The organism is Halorientalis pallida (assembly GCF_049605515.1).
GTDB classification, from domain to species: domain Archaea; phylum Halobacteriota; class Halobacteria; order Halobacteriales; family Haloarculaceae; genus Halorientalis; species Halorientalis pallida_A.
On record NZ_CP187158.1, the window covers coordinates 3,241,680 to 3,256,033 of the forward strand.

A 14,354-nucleotide genomic window follows, 5' to 3' on the forward strand; every position below is an offset into this window, starting at 1 on the left:
TGTTCGATGGCTGAGGGTGGGACGCCGGCCCGCCGGCGCCAACTCGCCCTCCTCGCGCTGTGTGCGCTGGGCCTGCTCGTGGCGGCGTTCGCCGCGCCACAGGTCGACACGGGGCTGGGTCTCGGCCCGGGCGGCCCCGGCGAGAGTCCGGAGGCTCCCTCGGGCGGGGGTAGCGGCTCCGGTGACGGTGGCGGTGGCGGTGGCATCGGCTTCGGCGACGCCATCGAGAAACTGCTGGAGTGGCTGAGCGACGACGAACCCGAGGACCGCGAGCGAGCCAGTGTCTGTACCGTGCGGTTCGTCGGCGAGCCGACGCCCGGAGCCAGGATCACGGTGGTCGTCTCGGACGACAGCGGCCGCGTCGAGGGCGCACGCGTCTCGCTCGACGGGGAGGTCGTCGGCACGACCGACGAGCGGGGCACGGTAGAAGCCGAGGTCCCCTACGAGCGCGAACTCACGCTCGACGCGACGCTCCCGGCTGGCTCGTCCTGTTCGAACTCGCGGGAGACCGCCGGCGTCGAGGCGGCCGCCGCGAGCGCCGCCGGCGTCCCGGTCGCGGCGGGCGTCGGTTCCCCGGACCCGCTCCGAACCGCCCGCGCGGCCCAGGAGTGGCCCGGCGAGGACGAGGGCGACGGCGCGGACGCCGACGGCCCACGCGTCACGGAGGCGGTCACCGTCGACGGCGAGGTCGAGATCGCCGTCGAGGGCGAGCCGATTCCCGGCGAGCGCGTGGGTCTCGTGGCGACCATCGACGGCGAGCCGATGCGAGAGGCAACGGTTTCGGTCGACGGCGAGCGGGTCGGGCGGACCGACGACGAGGGCCGATACGGACTCGAGGTTCCGAGCGACGGCCGGGACTCGCTGACGGTCCGGGTCGAACGCGGCGAGTTCGCCGGCCGGAAAACCGTCGACGTGACCGACCTCCGGGCGGTCGTGCGGCCGGCGACGGTTCTCGCGATCCCCGGCGGCGACGCGGTGGTGGTCGCCCGCCTGGGCAACCGGACGGTCCCGAACGCCACGGTGACTCTCGGTGGCGAGCGACTGGGAACCACCGACGCGCAGGGACGACTGGCGTTCTCGCTCCCGACCGATCCGACGGCGGTGATCGCGCTCCGGTCGGGCGAGTTGACCGCGCGCCAGTCGCTGGTACCGCTGTACGCGGTGACCGTGCTCGTCGCCGTGCTGGTCGTCCCCGCCCTCGTGCTGGTGGTCGCGAAACTGCGCGGTCGGACCGACGGCGTCCGGCGGACCACCACCTCGCTGACCGACCGATTGCGTCGTCTCGCGCGATGGCTCGTCGGTGTCGCCTTCCGGGTCACCGCCGCGCTCGAAGGACTGCTCGACTGGCTGGCCGCCCGACTGGGCGCGCTCCGTGCCGCGCTGGCGTCGCTGGCGGGGCTGGGAATCCTCGGGGCCGTTCGTGCGTCGCTATCGAACGGGCTCGCGTGGCTGCTGTCGCTGCCCGGTCGGCTCCGGACCGCGCTCGTGGCGGCGCTGGCGTGGCTCCGTGGACTCCCCGGCCGAGTCCGTGCGAGTGGGGCCGACGACACCGCGCCGACTGCCGACGAGACGGTGGCGGCGACAGCCAGCGACGAAGGTGGGGACCCCTCGGGACTGCGCGAGCGCTGGCGGGCGTTCGCCCGGTGGGTCGCGCCGGAGCGCTGGCCCCAGCGGACGCCCGGCGAAGTCGCACGCGAAGCCGCCGAGACGGGCTTTCCCCGCGAGTCGGTGCGTGACCTCACCCGGGTCTTCCGGGACGTGGAGTACGGCGGGCGGCCGGAGACGCCCGAGCGCGAGGACCGCTCTCGGGCGGCGTTCGACGCCCTGCGCGACCACCGCGAGACCGACGCCGACGACCGGCCGGACGACGGGGAGGTGACCGACCGTGAGTAAGTGGCTGTCGCGGCTCCGGATCGCCTTCGGCGTGGCCGCGATCCTGACGAGTCTCGGGATCGCCGTGCGGGCGGCCGTCTCCGGTGCCGTGCCCGAGTCGGACCCGGCGTTGCGTGGGGTGGCCATCCTGCTCGTGCTGGTCGCCATCGGCTGGGCGCTGTGGCGCGTCGGCACGTCCGAGCCCGTCGAATCCACGACGGGGCCGCTCGTCTCACCGGCACCCGAACGGACGCCCGAGGACACGGCGCTGTCCGGGCGGGCGCTCGCCGACGCGATGACCGAGGCCGGCGAACGGGCGCGGGCGGAGCGGTCGGTCACGGCCGGCGTCGACACGATCCGGCCGCTGCTGTCGCGGTCGCTCGAAGACGCGCTGGTCGCGGGTGGTGCCGACCGGATGGACGCCCGCGAGTCGATCCGGGATGGCACCTGGACCGACGATCCCGTCGCCAGGGCGGTCTGTTCCTCGACGGTCTCGATGCCCGAGCGGTCGGTCCGCGCGCGGCTCGCGGGCTGGCTCTACCCCGAACGCGAACTCAGGCGGCGCGTCCGGCGGGCGGTCGCGGCCATCGACGAAGCGGCCAGCGAGGCGCTCCCGCAGGTGCCCGGACAGGACGCTCCGAAGCGAGTACGGATCGTCCGACCGCGGCTGGAGACCCTCCAGCGCGACGTGGACGGGAGTCTCCAGCCCGCCGCGGACAGCCCGGCACCGCCGGGGGAGGCCGAGCGATGAACCCGACCGCGCGCTGGACGGCCGGGCTGGCCGCGGCGGCGGTCCTCGCGACTGTCGGCGCCGCGGCGGGCTACGCCACCCTCCTGCTCGCCGCCGTCGTCCCGCTCCTGTATCTGGCCTACGGCGTCCTCTCGACGGCCGACGCCGACGTGGCACTGCGGGCCCACCGCGGGATCGAGCCGTCGACCGCGCCGCCCGGACAGGAGGTCACCGTCACGCTGACCGTCGAGAACGCCGGTTCGGACCCGCTGCCGGACGTACGCGTCGCCGACGCGGTCCCCGAGGCACTGGGCGTGATCGACGGGTCGCCGCGGGGCGGGACGGCGCTGGAGCCCGGGGAGACCCTGCGGGCCGAGTACAGCGTCGTGGCCAAACGCGGGGACCACGAGTTCGGCGCGCCACGGGCTCGCGTCCGGAGTTTCGGCGCGGGCGCGGCCGCCGACCGGTCGGTCGCGGCCAGCGGCGAGCGACGACTGCACTGCCGGCTCGACGCCAGCGCGCCCCCCATCGAACAGGAGGGTGACCGCTTCGCCGGTGGGATGCCGACCGACTCGCCCGGCCAGGGCCTGGAGTTCCACTCGACGCGGCCCTACCGGCGCGACGACCCGGCCTCGCGCATCGACTGGCGACACTACGCGAAACGCGACGAGTTGACGACGGTCAACTACCGGGAACGGCGCGCGTCGAGCATCGTACTCGTCGTGGACGCGCGCCCGATCAGCCGCGTCGTCGCCGGGCCGGCGCGCCCGACCGCGGTCGAGTTGGCCGCGTACGCGGCGACTCACGCGCTGGAGGACCTGCTCGGGGCCGGTCACGAGGTCGGCGTCGCCGTCGTCGGAGCGGACGGCCCGGACGCCGCCGGCCTCCACTGGCTCGCGCCCGGGACCGGCCGCGACCGCCGGTCGCGGGCACGCGATCTGCTGGCGGCGGCGACCGAGGCGACCGCCGACGTGCGCGCGGTCGACCCCGACGCGCAGGCCCGCCGGATCGCCACACTCGCGCCGCCTCGCGCGCAACTCGTCCTCTTCTCCCCGTTGCTCGACGACTGGCCGGTCGAGACCGTCGAGGCGTGGGGCGTTCGGGACTACTCGCGGGTCGTCCTCTCGCCGGACGTGCTGACCCACAACACCGTCACCGGGCAGTTCGAGTCGGTCCGGCGACACACCCGGCTGGCGAACTGTCAGGCGGCAGGCGCGCGGGCTGTCGACTGGAGTCGGGCCACGCCGCTGTACGCCGTCCTCGAAGCGGCCTTCGCGGCCGACGCCCGGGGCGCGCTCACGGGGGGACCGTCGTGATCCTGCTGTTCGGGCCGCGGCTGGATCGACCGTCGGCCATCGGGGACGAGGGGCGGGCGCGGGCCGCCAGCCTCGGCGTGGCGGCGGTCGTGACCGCCGTCGTCACGGTCGCCGCCGGGTTCACGAGCGGGCTGCTCGACGCGGTGCAACTCGCGGTCCTCGGTGGCGGCCTGGTTGCCGTCGGGACGGCGCTGCTCGACCGGGAGCGTCTCGACAGCCTGGCGGTCGGGCAGCTCTGTTTCATGCCGGGCGGACTGCTCTGGCTCGGGGGCGTGGCCGCCGCGACGCTCGTCGGCGGGCCCGGCGGGTTCCTGCTCGCACTCGGGTGTGGCCTCGCCGCCATGGGGCTGGCCAGCGCCTGGGCGAACGTCACCCACGACACGACCGTTCGCGCGATGCGACAGGGCTGGGCCGGCGTCTTCGTCCCGTTCGTCGCCGGTGTCGTCCTGTCCATCGTCGCGGCGTTCGCGCTCTTGCTCTGGGAGTTCGGCGTCGCGCCGGGCGTCCCGTCGCTGGCGACCCTCCTCTTCTTGCTCGCGTTCACCGCGGGCTCGATCTGGCTGGCGGTGACTCGACTCCCCCTCGCGCACCTGCTCGCCGTCTCTCGCGAGGAGATGGACCGACGGCGCGACCGCTGGCGCGAGACGACGAAGTGGGTCGTCGCCGCCTGTCTCTCCGGCTGGTTCCTGCTCGGCGTGCTGGAACTCGTCGGGGCGATGACCGGAATCTACCGGACGCCGGGGCTCGCGCTCGTCTTCGGCGTGCTGTCGACGGTCTGGGTTCGCCTGCCGGTGTTTCTCGTCGGCGTCGGCGCGTTGCTGGTCGCGCTGCTGGCCGTCCTCGCCCGGCGCGCGACGGCCGGCAACGCCGACTGGCTCGCCGGCCCGACCTTCGGGATGCTCGCGCTGTTTGCGATCCCGTTCCCGGTGCTGGGACTGTTACTCTCCGGCCGGGGCGGGGCGGCCGGACTGGCCGGCGCGGCGTTTCTGGCCGCGTTGATCCTGGTCGCCGGCATGCTGTTCATGCTGTGTTACTCGATGGGGCCGCTCGCGGTCGAACTCGGCGTCCTCCCCGACCGGGCCGGGTCGCTCTCGCTGGCCAGCGCCGGCCTGCTGGTCGCGGGCATCGGCGCGGCCGCGCTCCGGGTGCCCGGCCCCGTGGTGTTCGCCTGCGTCGCGGGGTCGATGGTCGTCTGGGACGTGGGCGAGTTCGGCCTCGGGCTGACGGTGGAGTTGGGCCACCGACCGGACACGCGCCGGCTGGAACTGCTCCACGGCGTCGCCGCCGTCGGCCTCGCCGCCGGTGCCGTCGTCCTCGCGACGGGGCTGGCGATCCTGTTCGACCGCCTCGGCCCGCAGGGCCCGGTCCTCTCGGCGGTGGTGCTGGCCGTCGCGGGCGTCCTCGCACTCCTCGGTCCGATCCGCGGGTGAACCCGAACCCCGGGCGTTCATGTCGGTGCGCTGTGACGTGGCGCGTATGACCGACGCACTGGGACTCGAGGAGGCGGCCGAGCGGAGCGACGCCGTCATCGACCGCATCGGATCGGCGGCCGTCGTCGACCGCGAGGTGCTGGAGACGATCCTCACCGCCGTCCTCGCCAGGGGCCACGTCCTGCTGGAGGACGTACCCGGCACCGGCAAGACCGTGACCGCCCGCCTGCTCGCGGAGGCGCTCGGGCTCGACTTCGCCCGCATCCAGTTCACGCCCGACCTGTTGCCCTCCGACATCACCGGCTCGAACGTCTACAACGAACACGAGGGCCGCTTCGAGTTCGCGGAGGGACCGGTCTTCACCAACGTCGTCCTCGCGGACGAGATCAACCGCGCGCCGCCCAAGACCCAGGCCGCCCTGCTGGAGACCATGGAGGAGCGCCAGGTCAGCGTCGACGGCGAGACCCACCAGTTGCCCGACCCCTTCGTCGTCGTCGCCACGCAGAACCCCATCGAACAGGAGGGGACCTTCCGCCTGCCCGAGGCCCAGCGCGACCGCTTCAGCGTCAAGACCTCCATCGGGTACAACGACCTCGAAGGCGAGATGGAGTTGCTCGCCCGCCGGGCCGACCGCCGGACGCTGGCCCCGAACGTCGATCCGGCGGCCGACGCCGCGACCGTCCGCGCGATGCGCGAGACCGCCGAGGACGTCCGCGTCGACGAGGACGTGCGCCGGTACATCGTGCGACTGGCGCGGGCCACCCGCGACGACGACCGCGCCGCCGTCGGCGTCTCGCCCCGGGGCATCCAGCGCACGTTCGAGGCGGCCCGCGCCCGCGCCGTCCTCTCCGGGCGCGACTACGTCACGCCCGACGACGTGAAACGGATCGCCGAACCCGCGATGGCCCACCGGATCGTCCTGACGACCGACGCCGGCGTCGAGGGCGTCGACGCCCGCGAGATCGTCCGCGACGCGATGGCGGCCGTCGACGTGCCCGGCGTGGCACCCGGCGCGGACGGCCCCGACTCGTCCGACGCTGTCGGCCCGAGCGAGATCACCGGATCGGGAGACTCCATACCGTCCGAACCCGACGAGACCGACCCCTCACCGACCGACGAGTCTCGCGGCGAGGACGCCGAGAGCGGGATCGACGACTCGATATAGCGCCCGTCGCGCCTCTCAGACGCCCGGCGGTCCGCCCTCACCGATCCGGATCTCGTGGGCCTCCACGTCCTCGACGGCGGCGACCTGACCGCCGACCTCGACGGGGCCGTCGTCGGTCTCGACGACCAGCGTCGCGGTCTGACGGCCGGCACCGAACGCGGCCTGGTCGACCGACCCCTCGACCTCCCGGTGTTCGCCGGTCAGCACGTCCCGGCCCTCGATTGAGGCGTAGAAGTCCCCGTCGGCGTGGCGGAGGTCCGAGATGCACCGGCGGATCGTCGCGTACCGGCGCGGGAACGGCCGGTCGTCGACGCCCTCGGCGACTGTCTCGGCGGTCGTCCAGAGGACGGTGTTGAGAAAGCCAGAGACCAGAAAGCCCAGTTCCGAGCGGTTGAAGATCACGCCGTAGCGGTCCCGGTCCCCCTGCAGGGCGTCCTGCGTGGCGTAGATGGAGTAGTTCCCGTCGGCGACGGCGACGACGGGGGTGGTGATGCCGCGGCGCGCGCGGACCGTCGTCGCCACGTCGAGGTAGTCGAACTCGTCGTCGTCGGGCACGTCGGCGGCCGGCGACAGCAGGAGTTCGATGGCGACGCCGGCCTCGTGCTGGGCGCGCAGATCGTCGGCGAACCGGTCCAGCAGTTCCGGGTCGAGCGAGAGGATGAGTTCGTACTCGGCGGCGTCGACGATCTCCTCCAGATAGCGCAGGATCGTCGAGCGGGACTTGATCAGCGAGACGGCCTCGGTGTCCCGGGCGGGGGCGGTGTACCGCCGGGAGAGGCCGTCCACGAGGTCGTCGAGCGAGGACTGGAAGTCGGCGAAGGCCTCCTCCGGGTCGATGGCGAGGACGCGCATCGGCCGGGACTCCTGGAGTTCCACGAGGCCCAGATCGGCCAGGTCGCGCACGGTGTCGTACACCCGGGGCTGGGGGATGTCCGTCCGGTCGGCGATCTCCGAGGCCGTCAACTGGCCGTGTTCCAGGATCGTCAGGTACGCCGCCGACTCGTACTCGCCGAAGTCGAACCGCTGGGCGACCCGCTCCAGCGTCGCGTGCAGATCCTCCTCGCTCATTGTGCACTCCCAGGCCGACGACTCAAATCAGTGTGTCCCTTCACTCGTCGTTGCCCACGCGGATGACCTGCACCAGCGAGTACACGGGGACGCCCTCGATGTCCGAGACGCCCTGCTTGTCGACGAGGACGACGCAGGCCACCGGTTCGCCGCCCTGGTCGCGGATGGCCTGGACGGTCTCGGTCATCGTCGTGCCGCTGGTGATGGTGTCGTCGACCACGTAGCAGTCCCGGTCGCGGATCTGCGCGAAGTTCCGGGAGAACGTGCCCCCGAGGTCGTCCATGTCGTCGTCGTCCCACTGGTGTTTCCGGGGCGCGTAGGTCCCCAGGTCCGTGTCGAGTTCGCGGGCGACCGTCGTGGCCAGCGGCGCGCCCGCCTTCTCGATCCCGATGGTCAGGTCGACTTCCTCGCCCTGCTTCGATAGCAGGTCGGCCATCGCCGAGCCGACGTGGCCCAGCCGGTTCGAGTCCCGACCGATGGCGTTCCAGTCGACGTGGATGTCCTCGGGGCCGCCGCCGGTCGGTTCCTGCGTACTCTTGGTCTGTGGCCCGTCGCTGCGCTCGACGAGCCAGCTCGCGGTCTCGCGGGAGACGTTCAGCTCGTCGGCGATCTCGCCTTTCGAGAGGCCCCGCTCTGCCAGCTCCGCCGCGCTGGTCATGAGGTCGTCGATGTTCTTCATACCAGACCCGTTGACCGCCGCCGGTAATGGCCTTTTCCCGTTTCCGACCTGCCGCCCGGCCCCCGAGCCTTTTGTCCGTCGCCGGCCCAGAGGGGACATGGAGCGTTACGATCAGCTGTATCGGCTGTTCGACGAGTTCGACACCGGGCAGTTGCGGGCCTACCAGGACTTCGTCGACCTGTTCCCGCCCGTGGACTCGCGGGTGGCCCTGGAACACTGGCAGAACGCCAGCGAGGAACTCGCCGAGGGCAAAGACGAGATCCGCGAGGCCTTCCCCGCGACCGGCGAGACCTTCGCCGACATCGCCGCGACCGCGACCCGGGAACAGGCCTTCACCGCGCTGGACCTGCTCACCAAGTACGACCGCGCGGTCAACGCCCTCGTGCTGGACGTGGACGAGACCCTCCGGTCGGCCGGGCGGACCGACAACGAGATTCCCCGGGACACCCTGCACCTCCTGACTGAATTCCACGAGGCCGGGATGCCCATCGTCGTCTGTACCGGCCAGACCTTGGAGAACGTCAAGGGCTTTCTGATCCAGGGACTGGGCAACGAACTCGTCCACTCCGGTGACGTGAGCGTCGTCTACGAGGCCGGGACCGGCGTGTTCACGCCCGGCCACGGCGGCGACACCAAGCAACTGCTCTACGACGACCTCGACCCGGAGATTCAGGCCGTCTTCGACGCCGTTCGCTCGCGGGTCCTCTCGGCCGCCCCCGAGGATCTCCGGCGCGGCTGTCACCTCCAGGGCAACGAGTTCAACGTCACGCTCAAACCCAACTTCGAGACGGGGAGTCCCCGCGCTCGCGAGGTGATCGACGACGCCCTCGTCTACATGCTCGACCTGCTCGGCGACGCCGTGTTGGAGGAAGTCGCCGAGGACGCCGAGAACGCCGGTGCGTGGGCACGGGCATACTACGCCGCCCAGGACCCCGAAATCCGCACGGTGCTGGAACAGGAGGGGGAGACGGTCGACACCGATCCCGAGGACGTGCCCGGGGCCGTCGCCGCGGTGTTCGACCGGATCGACGTGGCCTACTACGAGGCCGACGCCGCCGAGATCGGCAGTCTCGAACTCAACAAGGTCGCCGGCGTCGAGGCCGCCTTCGACGTGCTGGGGATCGACGACCCCTTCTGCGTCGTCATGGGCGACTCCAAGAGCGACCTCCGGGTGATGGAGTGGGTCGCGGAGAACGACTACGGGCTCGCGGCCGCCCCCGAACACGCCTCCCGGGACGTGCTGGAGCACGTGATGAGTACCGACGAACTCGTCTTCGATCCCGGGGACGCGACGGACGTGCTGGCGACGATCTACGCGCTGAATCGGCTGGCGCGGCTGGAATCCTGACTGCCGTAATACTTTAGCAGTAATACCGTGTACGTACGAACATGACGCGTGTCACCGAGAAGGGCCAGGTCACGATCCCGAAGTCGATCCGGGAGGAACTCGGCATCAGACCGGGTGACGAGATTACCTTCGTCGAGACCGAGCAGGGCTACGTCGTCAGGAAGGAGGTCGACGAGTCACGCTTCGAGAAGTGGCGGGGTGTGGCCGACACGGACGACACCGTTCGCGACCGCATGGCCGAACTCCGGGACACGCGATGACCACCGTCGTGGACACGAGTGCCTTGCTCGCGCTCCTGTACCCGGACGACGCGCACAATCGGCGAGCGAAACGCGCTCTCGTCGCGGCCGACGAGGCCGGGAAGATCTCGGTCAACCCGGTCGTGTACGCCGAACTCGCGGCCGACGACACGTTCGCGGACCGGGACGCACTCGATTACTTCCTCGACGACACCGGCATCGCGGTCGAACCGATCACCCGCGACATCGCCGCCCGCGCTGGCGAGTGCTTCCAGACCTACCTTTCGCGGCGCGGTGAGACACTTCAATGCTCGAATTGCGGACGCGAGACGACGTTCGAGTGTCCGGACTGTGCGTCGTCGATCACCGCACGTCAGCACGTTGCCGCGGACTTTCTGATCGGCGCACACGCCGAAACCGCTGGTACCCTACTCACCTTCGATGGCGGCTTCTTCAGGGATTACTTCGATGTCGAGATGCAGCGGACAGAAGAGTAGATTCGTCAGGCCGAGCCGCTCACTTTCTCGTGTTCGGAGGTCAGGTGGAAGTCCAGGCTATCGCCGGGATCGAGGGCCGTGTCCGCGGTGACTGGTTCGTGTTCGGTGTCGGGGTTTCGGACGGCGATCACGTCGGAGCGCAGGCGATTCCCGTCGAGCATGCCGCTTGCGACCTGGGAGCCGTACTCGGCGGCGAGCCGGTCGATCACGTCTCGTACCGTATCGCCCTCGCGCACACCGATGTGTGCCTCCTGGGCCCCAACCCGTGCCGCGAGCGAACGGCTGATGTCGATGTCGCACATGGATACTCACCCATACTGGCTCCAGCGTGAAAAAGTTAACTCACACTCGAAAAAGAGAATTGGCGTGGTGGCGTCGGGTGCGGGAAAGGGCTTACACGCCCGGGCGTGGAGGTAGGGACGATGGCAGATCCGACCGCCGGGAGCGACGACCCGCTCTCCCTGCACGGTGTGGTGCCGCCGACCGTCACGGCCTTCGGCGACGAGGAGTCGGTCGATCTCGACGCGACCGCGGCCCACGCCCGCTTCGTCGTCGAGGCGGGCTGTCACGGTGTCTTCCCGCTCGGAACCAACGGCGAGTTCGCCCTCCTGACGCCCGCGGAACGCCGTCAGGTCGTCGAGACGGTCGTGGACGAGATCGAGTCCGTCCCCGTGGTCCCGGGCGTCGGCGCGCCGAGTACGCGCCGGACGGTCGCCAACGCCGAACACGCGGCCGACGCCGGTGCCGACGGTGTCATCGTCGTCACGCCGTACTACTACCCACTGGACCACGAGGCGGCCGTGGACCACTACCGCCGGGTCGCGGCGGCCGTGGACGTGCCGGTGTACGTCTACCACATCCCCTCGCGGACCGGGAACGAACTCTCCCTTTCCGCGCTCGACGAGATCGCCGCCATCGACGGGGTCGCGGGGCTGAAGGATTCGAGCAAGGACGTGCCCTGGCTCGGACAGGCCATCGACCGCCACCCCGAGTTGAGTTTCCTGGCTGGGTCGGACTCGCTTCTGTTCCCCGGACTGGAAGTCGGCTGTGCCGGACTCGTCAGCGCCGTCGCCAACGTCTTCCCCGAACTGGTGGTCGACCTCTACTCGGCCTACGCCGACGGCGACGAGGCTCGCGCCCGCGAGTTGCAGAGCCGAGTCTACGAGGTCCGGGACGCGATGCAACGCGGGCCGTACATGGCCGGGGTCAAGACCGCGCTCTCACTGCGCGACCTCGACTTCGACGTGGGGCCGCTTCGCCGCCCCCTCCGGCGGATGGACGACGCCGACCGCGCCGCCCTGCGGGCGGACCTCGACGACCTCGGACTGCTGGGCGAGCCCAAACGTTGATGCTGTTGCCGGGGCGACTCGGTGACATGTTGCGGTCACTCAGTCGCCTCGTCGGCCTGCCCGCGGTCGCCGTCCTGCTGGTGGCCGGGGTCGCGATCATGATCCTGGCCGCGATCCAGGACAGCCAGGCGGCACAGGTCTTCGCCGGTTTCGTCGCCGTGCTGGTGGTCGCCGCCAGCCTCGTGATGCTGTTTTTCGTCTATCTCAAGCGGCTCAACGCCGACATCGACTCCGACCGCCACGAACTCCGCAGGGAACTCGACGAGATCGTCGAGGACGACGACGCCGAGTGAGCCCGCGCGTGCCCTTTTAGGCCACGCGCGTGGAACGGACGCCATGGGCATCGACTACGAGACGCTTCGCGACCCCAACGCCGAGTACACGATGCGGGACCTCTCGGCGGAGTCCATGGGCGTCCGGGCGAAACGCGGCGGCGGCCGCGACGTGGAGATTACGGACGTCCAGACCACGATGGTCGACGGCAACTTCCCGTGGACCCTGGTTCGGGTCTACACCGACGCCGGGATCGTCGGCACCGGCGAAGCCTACTGGGGCGCGGGCGTCCCCGAGTTGATCGCGCGGATGAAACCGTTCCTCGTCGGCGAGAACCCCCTCGACATCGACCGGCTCTACGAACACCTCGTCCAGAAGACCTCCGGCGAGGGGTCGGTCGAAGGCGTCACCGTCACCGCCATCGCCGGGATCGAGGTCGCGCTCCACGACCTCGCGGGGAAGATCCTCGAACTGCCCGCCTACCAGCTGCTGGGCGGGAAGTACCGCGACGCGGTCCGGGTCTACTGTGACTGTCACACCGAGGACGAAGCGGACCCGGAGGCCTGCGCCGACGAGGCCGAACGCGTCGTCGAGGACCTGGGATACGACGCCTTGAAGTTCGATCTGGACGTGCCCAGCGGCCTCGAAAAGGACCGCGCCAACCGTCACCTCCGGCCCGGCGAGATCCGCCACAAGGCCGAGATCGTCGAGCGGGTCACCGAGCGCGTCCGCGACCGGGCCGACGTGGCCTTCGACTGTCACTGGACGTTCTCGGGCAACTCCGCCGAGCGGCTGGCGGCCGCCATCGAGGAGTACGACGTGTGGTGGCTCGAAGACCCCGTGCCGCCGGAGAACCTCGACGTGCAGGAACGGGTCACCCGGTCGACCACGACGCCGATCACGGTCGGCGAGAACCGGTACCGCGTGACGGAACTCCGCCGGCTGATCGAACGCGGCGCGGTGGATATCGTGGCTCCGGACATGCCCAAGGTCGGCGGCATGCGCGAGACCCGAAAGATCGCCGACGTGGCGAACCAGCACTACGTCCCCGTGGCGATGCACAACGTCGCCTCGCCGGTGGCGACGGTCGCCGCTGCCCACGTGGGCACTGCGATCCCGAACGCGCTGGCCGCCGAGTTCCACTCCTACGAACTCGGCTGGTGGGGCGAGCTGGTCGAGGAATCGGTCATCGAGAACGGCCGGATCGAGGTTCCCGAGGAGCCGGGCCTGGGCGTCACCCTCGATATGGACGCCGTGGCCGAGCACATGGTCGACGGCGAGGAGCTGTTCGACTAGAGTTCGACCCGCTCGCCGCGCTCGCCGGCCTCGTAGACCGCTTCGATGATCCGCATGTCGGTCAGCCCGTGTGCGCCGTCACCTTCGGGGTCCCGGCCGGCGAGTACGCAGTCCGCGAAGTAGTCGAACTCCTCGCGCATCTCGTCGACCTGCTCGAAGTCCACGTCGACGGTCGTCCCCGCCCGCGTGACGGTCGCCTGCCGGGGCTCGCTGGGGAAGAATGCGGGGTCGATCCGGGCGCGGCCCTCGGTGCCGATCAGTTCGACGTGGCTCGACTGCGCGGCGTGCTGGCTGGCCGTACAGGTCGCGTACACGCCGCCCGGAAATTCGAGGGTGAACGCGGCCCGCTCGTCGGGCACGTCGTCGAACGCCGCCCCGGTGGAGTCCATCGCGGCTTGCACCGCGACGGGATCGGACTCCAGCAGGAAACGGGCGGTGTTGAGCGGGTAGAGCCCGATGTCGGTGACGGAGGCCCCAGGGCCGGCGAGTTCGGGGTCCAGCCGCCACTGATCGGGGTTGGGAATCATCTCCAGGAGGGGCTGGGACATGTGGCCGTGGACGGCGACGGGGTCGCCGAGGAGTCCCTCCCGGAGGAGGTCCCTGACCCGTCGCACGGCGGGTTCGGTGTGCATCCGGTAGGCGATCATCAGCGTGACCGCCGCCTCGTCGGCGGCCGCGACCATCCGCTCGGCGCGCTCGACGCTGGCCTCCATCGGTTTCTCACACAGGACGGCCTTGCCGAACGCCGCGGCCGACTCGACGTATTCGAGGTGGGTCGCGTTCGGCGTGGCGACGTAGACGGCGTCGTAGGCGTCGGTCGCCGCGCCGTCGTGGAACGCGTCGGCCGAGAGGCCGCGTTCGATCCCGTCGAACTCGGCCGCGACCTCGCGGGCCTTCTCGCGGGTCCGGCTGACGGCGACGGTCGTCTCACACAGTTGCGAGTCGGCGATGGCCGGAATCGCCTCCTCGCGGGTCCACCAGCCGAGTCCGACCACGGCCACGCGGAGCGGGCCGGCGTCGTCGGCCGCGACCTGCCAGTCCCGCGCGGTGAACTCGTCGAGGACGGTGGCGAGATCCATATCTCCGATTCGC

15 protein-coding genes are annotated in these 14,354 nt (G+C 71.1%); 11 read left to right on the forward strand and 4 right to left on the reverse strand.

The window, feature by feature from the left end; genetic code table 11:
- Nucleotides 1-6 precede the first annotated feature (6 nt).
- From ACOZ4N_RS18360 to ACOZ4N_RS18380, 5 genes are read left to right on the forward strand one after another with little or no spacing between them, the layout of a single operon-like run.
- Complete coding sequence (locus tag ACOZ4N_RS18360) at nucleotides 7-1,893, forward strand: DUF4129 domain-containing protein (protein WP_424017808.1); 1,887 nt, start codon at nucleotides 7-9, stop codon at nucleotides 1,891-1,893.
- Nucleotides 1,886-2,623: a DUF7269 family protein gene (locus tag ACOZ4N_RS18365; RefSeq protein WP_424017809.1), complete on the forward strand. Its 738-nt coding sequence runs from the start codon at nucleotides 1,886-1,888 to the stop codon at nucleotides 2,621-2,623. Before ACOZ4N_RS18360 ends, ACOZ4N_RS18365 begins: the two co-directional genes overlap by 8 nt.
- Nucleotides 2,620-3,918 (forward strand): DUF58 domain-containing protein, encoded by a 1,299-nt coding sequence (locus ACOZ4N_RS18370; protein WP_424017810.1) that lies wholly within the window; start codon nucleotides 2,620-2,622, stop codon nucleotides 3,916-3,918. Before ACOZ4N_RS18365 ends, ACOZ4N_RS18370 begins: the two co-directional genes overlap by 4 nt.
- On the forward strand, nucleotides 3,915-5,348 hold the full coding sequence (locus ACOZ4N_RS18375; RefSeq protein WP_424017811.1) for a DUF7519 family protein: 1,434 nt from the start codon (nucleotides 3,915-3,917) through the stop codon (nucleotides 5,346-5,348). Before ACOZ4N_RS18370 ends, ACOZ4N_RS18375 begins: the two co-directional genes overlap by 4 nt.
- A 46-nt stretch (nucleotides 5,349-5,394) precedes the next feature.
- The gene (locus ACOZ4N_RS18380) at nucleotides 5,395-6,513 is read left to right on the forward strand and encodes an AAA family ATPase (protein ID WP_424017812.1); all 1,119 of its coding nucleotides are present in this window, start codon (nucleotides 5,395-5,397) and stop codon (nucleotides 6,511-6,513) included.
- 15 nt (nucleotides 6,514-6,528) lie between these two features.
- On the opposite strand, the gene trmB is transcribed toward ACOZ4N_RS18380, so the two are convergent.
- Both trmB and gfcR read right to left on the reverse strand, forming a co-directional pair.
- The gene (gene trmB / locus ACOZ4N_RS18385; RefSeq protein WP_424017813.1) at nucleotides 6,529-7,581 is read right to left on the reverse strand and encodes an HTH-type sugar sensing transcriptional regulator TrmB; all 1,053 of its coding nucleotides are present in this window, start codon (nucleotides 7,579-7,581) and stop codon (nucleotides 6,529-6,531) included.
- A gap of 40 nt (nucleotides 7,582-7,621) precedes the next feature.
- The gene (gene gfcR / locus ACOZ4N_RS18390; protein WP_424017814.1) at nucleotides 7,622-8,260 is read right to left on the reverse strand and encodes a transcriptional regulator GfcR; all 639 of its coding nucleotides are present in this window, start codon (nucleotides 8,258-8,260) and stop codon (nucleotides 7,622-7,624) included.
- Nucleotides 8,261-8,357: 97 nt separating this feature from the next.
- Here gfcR and ACOZ4N_RS18395 point away from each other — a divergent pair, with 97 nt between their 5' ends.
- From ACOZ4N_RS18395 to ACOZ4N_RS18405, 3 genes are read left to right on the forward strand one after another with little or no spacing between them, the layout of a single operon-like run.
- Entirely contained in the window at nucleotides 8,358-9,608 is a 1,251-nt protein-coding gene (locus tag ACOZ4N_RS18395) for an HAD family hydrolase (protein WP_424017815.1), read from the forward strand.
- 41 nt (nucleotides 9,609-9,649) lie between these two features.
- On the forward strand, nucleotides 9,650-9,868 hold the full coding sequence (locus ACOZ4N_RS18400; protein WP_424017816.1) for an AbrB/MazE/SpoVT family DNA-binding domain-containing protein: 219 nt from the start codon (nucleotides 9,650-9,652) through the stop codon (nucleotides 9,866-9,868).
- The gene (locus tag ACOZ4N_RS18405) at nucleotides 9,865-10,344 is read left to right on the forward strand and encodes a type II toxin-antitoxin system VapC family toxin (protein ID WP_424017817.1); all 480 of its coding nucleotides are present in this window, start codon (nucleotides 9,865-9,867) and stop codon (nucleotides 10,342-10,344) included. The genes ACOZ4N_RS18400 and ACOZ4N_RS18405 overlap by 4 nt, the downstream gene beginning before the upstream one ends.
- A gap of 5 nt (nucleotides 10,345-10,349) precedes the next feature.
- Here the strand turns inward: ACOZ4N_RS18405 and ACOZ4N_RS18410 are convergent, their stop codons facing one another.
- The gene (locus tag ACOZ4N_RS18410) at nucleotides 10,350-10,646 is read right to left on the reverse strand and encodes a MoaD/ThiS family protein (RefSeq protein ID WP_424017818.1); all 297 of its coding nucleotides are present in this window, start codon (nucleotides 10,644-10,646) and stop codon (nucleotides 10,350-10,352) included.
- 120 nt (nucleotides 10,647-10,766) lie between these two features.
- Here ACOZ4N_RS18410 and ACOZ4N_RS18415 point away from each other — a divergent pair, with 120 nt between their 5' ends.
- From ACOZ4N_RS18415 to ACOZ4N_RS18425, 3 genes are read left to right on the forward strand one after another with little or no spacing between them, the layout of a single operon-like run.
- Nucleotides 10,767-11,693: a dihydrodipicolinate synthase family protein gene (locus ACOZ4N_RS18415; protein ID WP_424017819.1), complete on the forward strand. Its 927-nt coding sequence runs from the start codon at nucleotides 10,767-10,769 to the stop codon at nucleotides 11,691-11,693.
- 26 nt (nucleotides 11,694-11,719) lie between these two features.
- Nucleotides 11,720-11,986, forward strand: coding sequence for a hypothetical protein (locus ACOZ4N_RS18420; RefSeq protein ID WP_424017820.1), 267 nt, complete (start codon nucleotides 11,720-11,722; stop codon nucleotides 11,984-11,986).
- Between the two features lie 43 nt (nucleotides 11,987-12,029).
- Nucleotides 12,030-13,262 (forward strand): mandelate racemase/muconate lactonizing enzyme family protein, encoded by a 1,233-nt coding sequence (locus tag ACOZ4N_RS18425; RefSeq protein ID WP_424017821.1) that lies wholly within the window; start codon nucleotides 12,030-12,032, stop codon nucleotides 13,260-13,262.
- On the opposite strand, the gene gfo6 is transcribed toward ACOZ4N_RS18425, so the two are convergent.
- Nucleotides 13,259-14,341 carry a D-xylose 1-dehydrogenase Gfo6 gene (gene gfo6 / locus ACOZ4N_RS18430; RefSeq protein ID WP_424017822.1) on the reverse strand — a complete coding sequence of 361 codons (1,083 nt, stop codon included), beginning with the start codon at nucleotides 14,339-14,341 and terminating at the stop codon, nucleotides 13,259-13,261. The two genes, ACOZ4N_RS18425 and gfo6, sit on opposite strands and share 4 nt — an antisense overlap.
- Nucleotides 14,342-14,354 lie beyond the last annotated feature (13 nt).

What these genes read in the sequence shown, in the direction of transcription:
- ACOZ4N_RS18360 (WP_424017808.1), top strand. Translation starts at nt 7, where the DNA reads ATGGCTGAGGGTGGGACGCCGGCCCGCCGGCGCCAACTCGCCCTCCTC.
- ACOZ4N_RS18370 (WP_424017810.1), top strand. Translation starts at nt 2,620, where the DNA reads ATGAACCCGACCGCGCGCTGGACGGCCGGGCTGGCCGCGGCGGCGGTC.
- ACOZ4N_RS18380 (WP_424017812.1), top strand. Translation starts at nt 5,395, where the DNA reads ATGACCGACGCACTGGGACTCGAGGAGGCGGCCGAGCGGAGCGACGCC.
- trmB (WP_424017813.1), bottom strand. Translation starts at nt 7,581, where the DNA reads ATGAGCGAGGAGGATCTGCACGCGACGCTGGAGCGGGTCGCCCAGCGG.
- gfcR (WP_424017814.1), bottom strand. Translation starts at nt 8,260, where the DNA reads ATGAAGAACATCGACGACCTCATGACCAGCGCGGCGGAGCTGGCAGAG.
- ACOZ4N_RS18395 (WP_424017815.1), top strand. Translation starts at nt 8,358, where the DNA reads ATGGAGCGTTACGATCAGCTGTATCGGCTGTTCGACGAGTTCGACACC.
- ACOZ4N_RS18400 (WP_424017816.1), top strand. Translation starts at nt 9,650, where the DNA reads ATGACGCGTGTCACCGAGAAGGGCCAGGTCACGATCCCGAAGTCGATC.
- ACOZ4N_RS18405 (WP_424017817.1), top strand. Translation starts at nt 9,865, where the DNA reads ATGACCACCGTCGTGGACACGAGTGCCTTGCTCGCGCTCCTGTACCCG.
- ACOZ4N_RS18410 (WP_424017818.1), bottom strand. Translation starts at nt 10,646, where the DNA reads ATGTGCGACATCGACATCAGCCGTTCGCTCGCGGCACGGGTTGGGGCC.
- ACOZ4N_RS18415 (WP_424017819.1), top strand. Translation starts at nt 10,767, where the DNA reads ATGGCAGATCCGACCGCCGGGAGCGACGACCCGCTCTCCCTGCACGGT.
- ACOZ4N_RS18420 (WP_424017820.1), top strand. Translation starts at nt 11,720, where the DNA reads ATGTTGCGGTCACTCAGTCGCCTCGTCGGCCTGCCCGCGGTCGCCGTC.
- ACOZ4N_RS18425 (WP_424017821.1), top strand. Translation starts at nt 12,030, where the DNA reads ATGGGCATCGACTACGAGACGCTTCGCGACCCCAACGCCGAGTACACG.
- gfo6 (WP_424017822.1), bottom strand. Translation starts at nt 14,341, where the DNA reads ATGGATCTCGCCACCGTCCTCGACGAGTTCACCGCGCGGGACTGGCAG.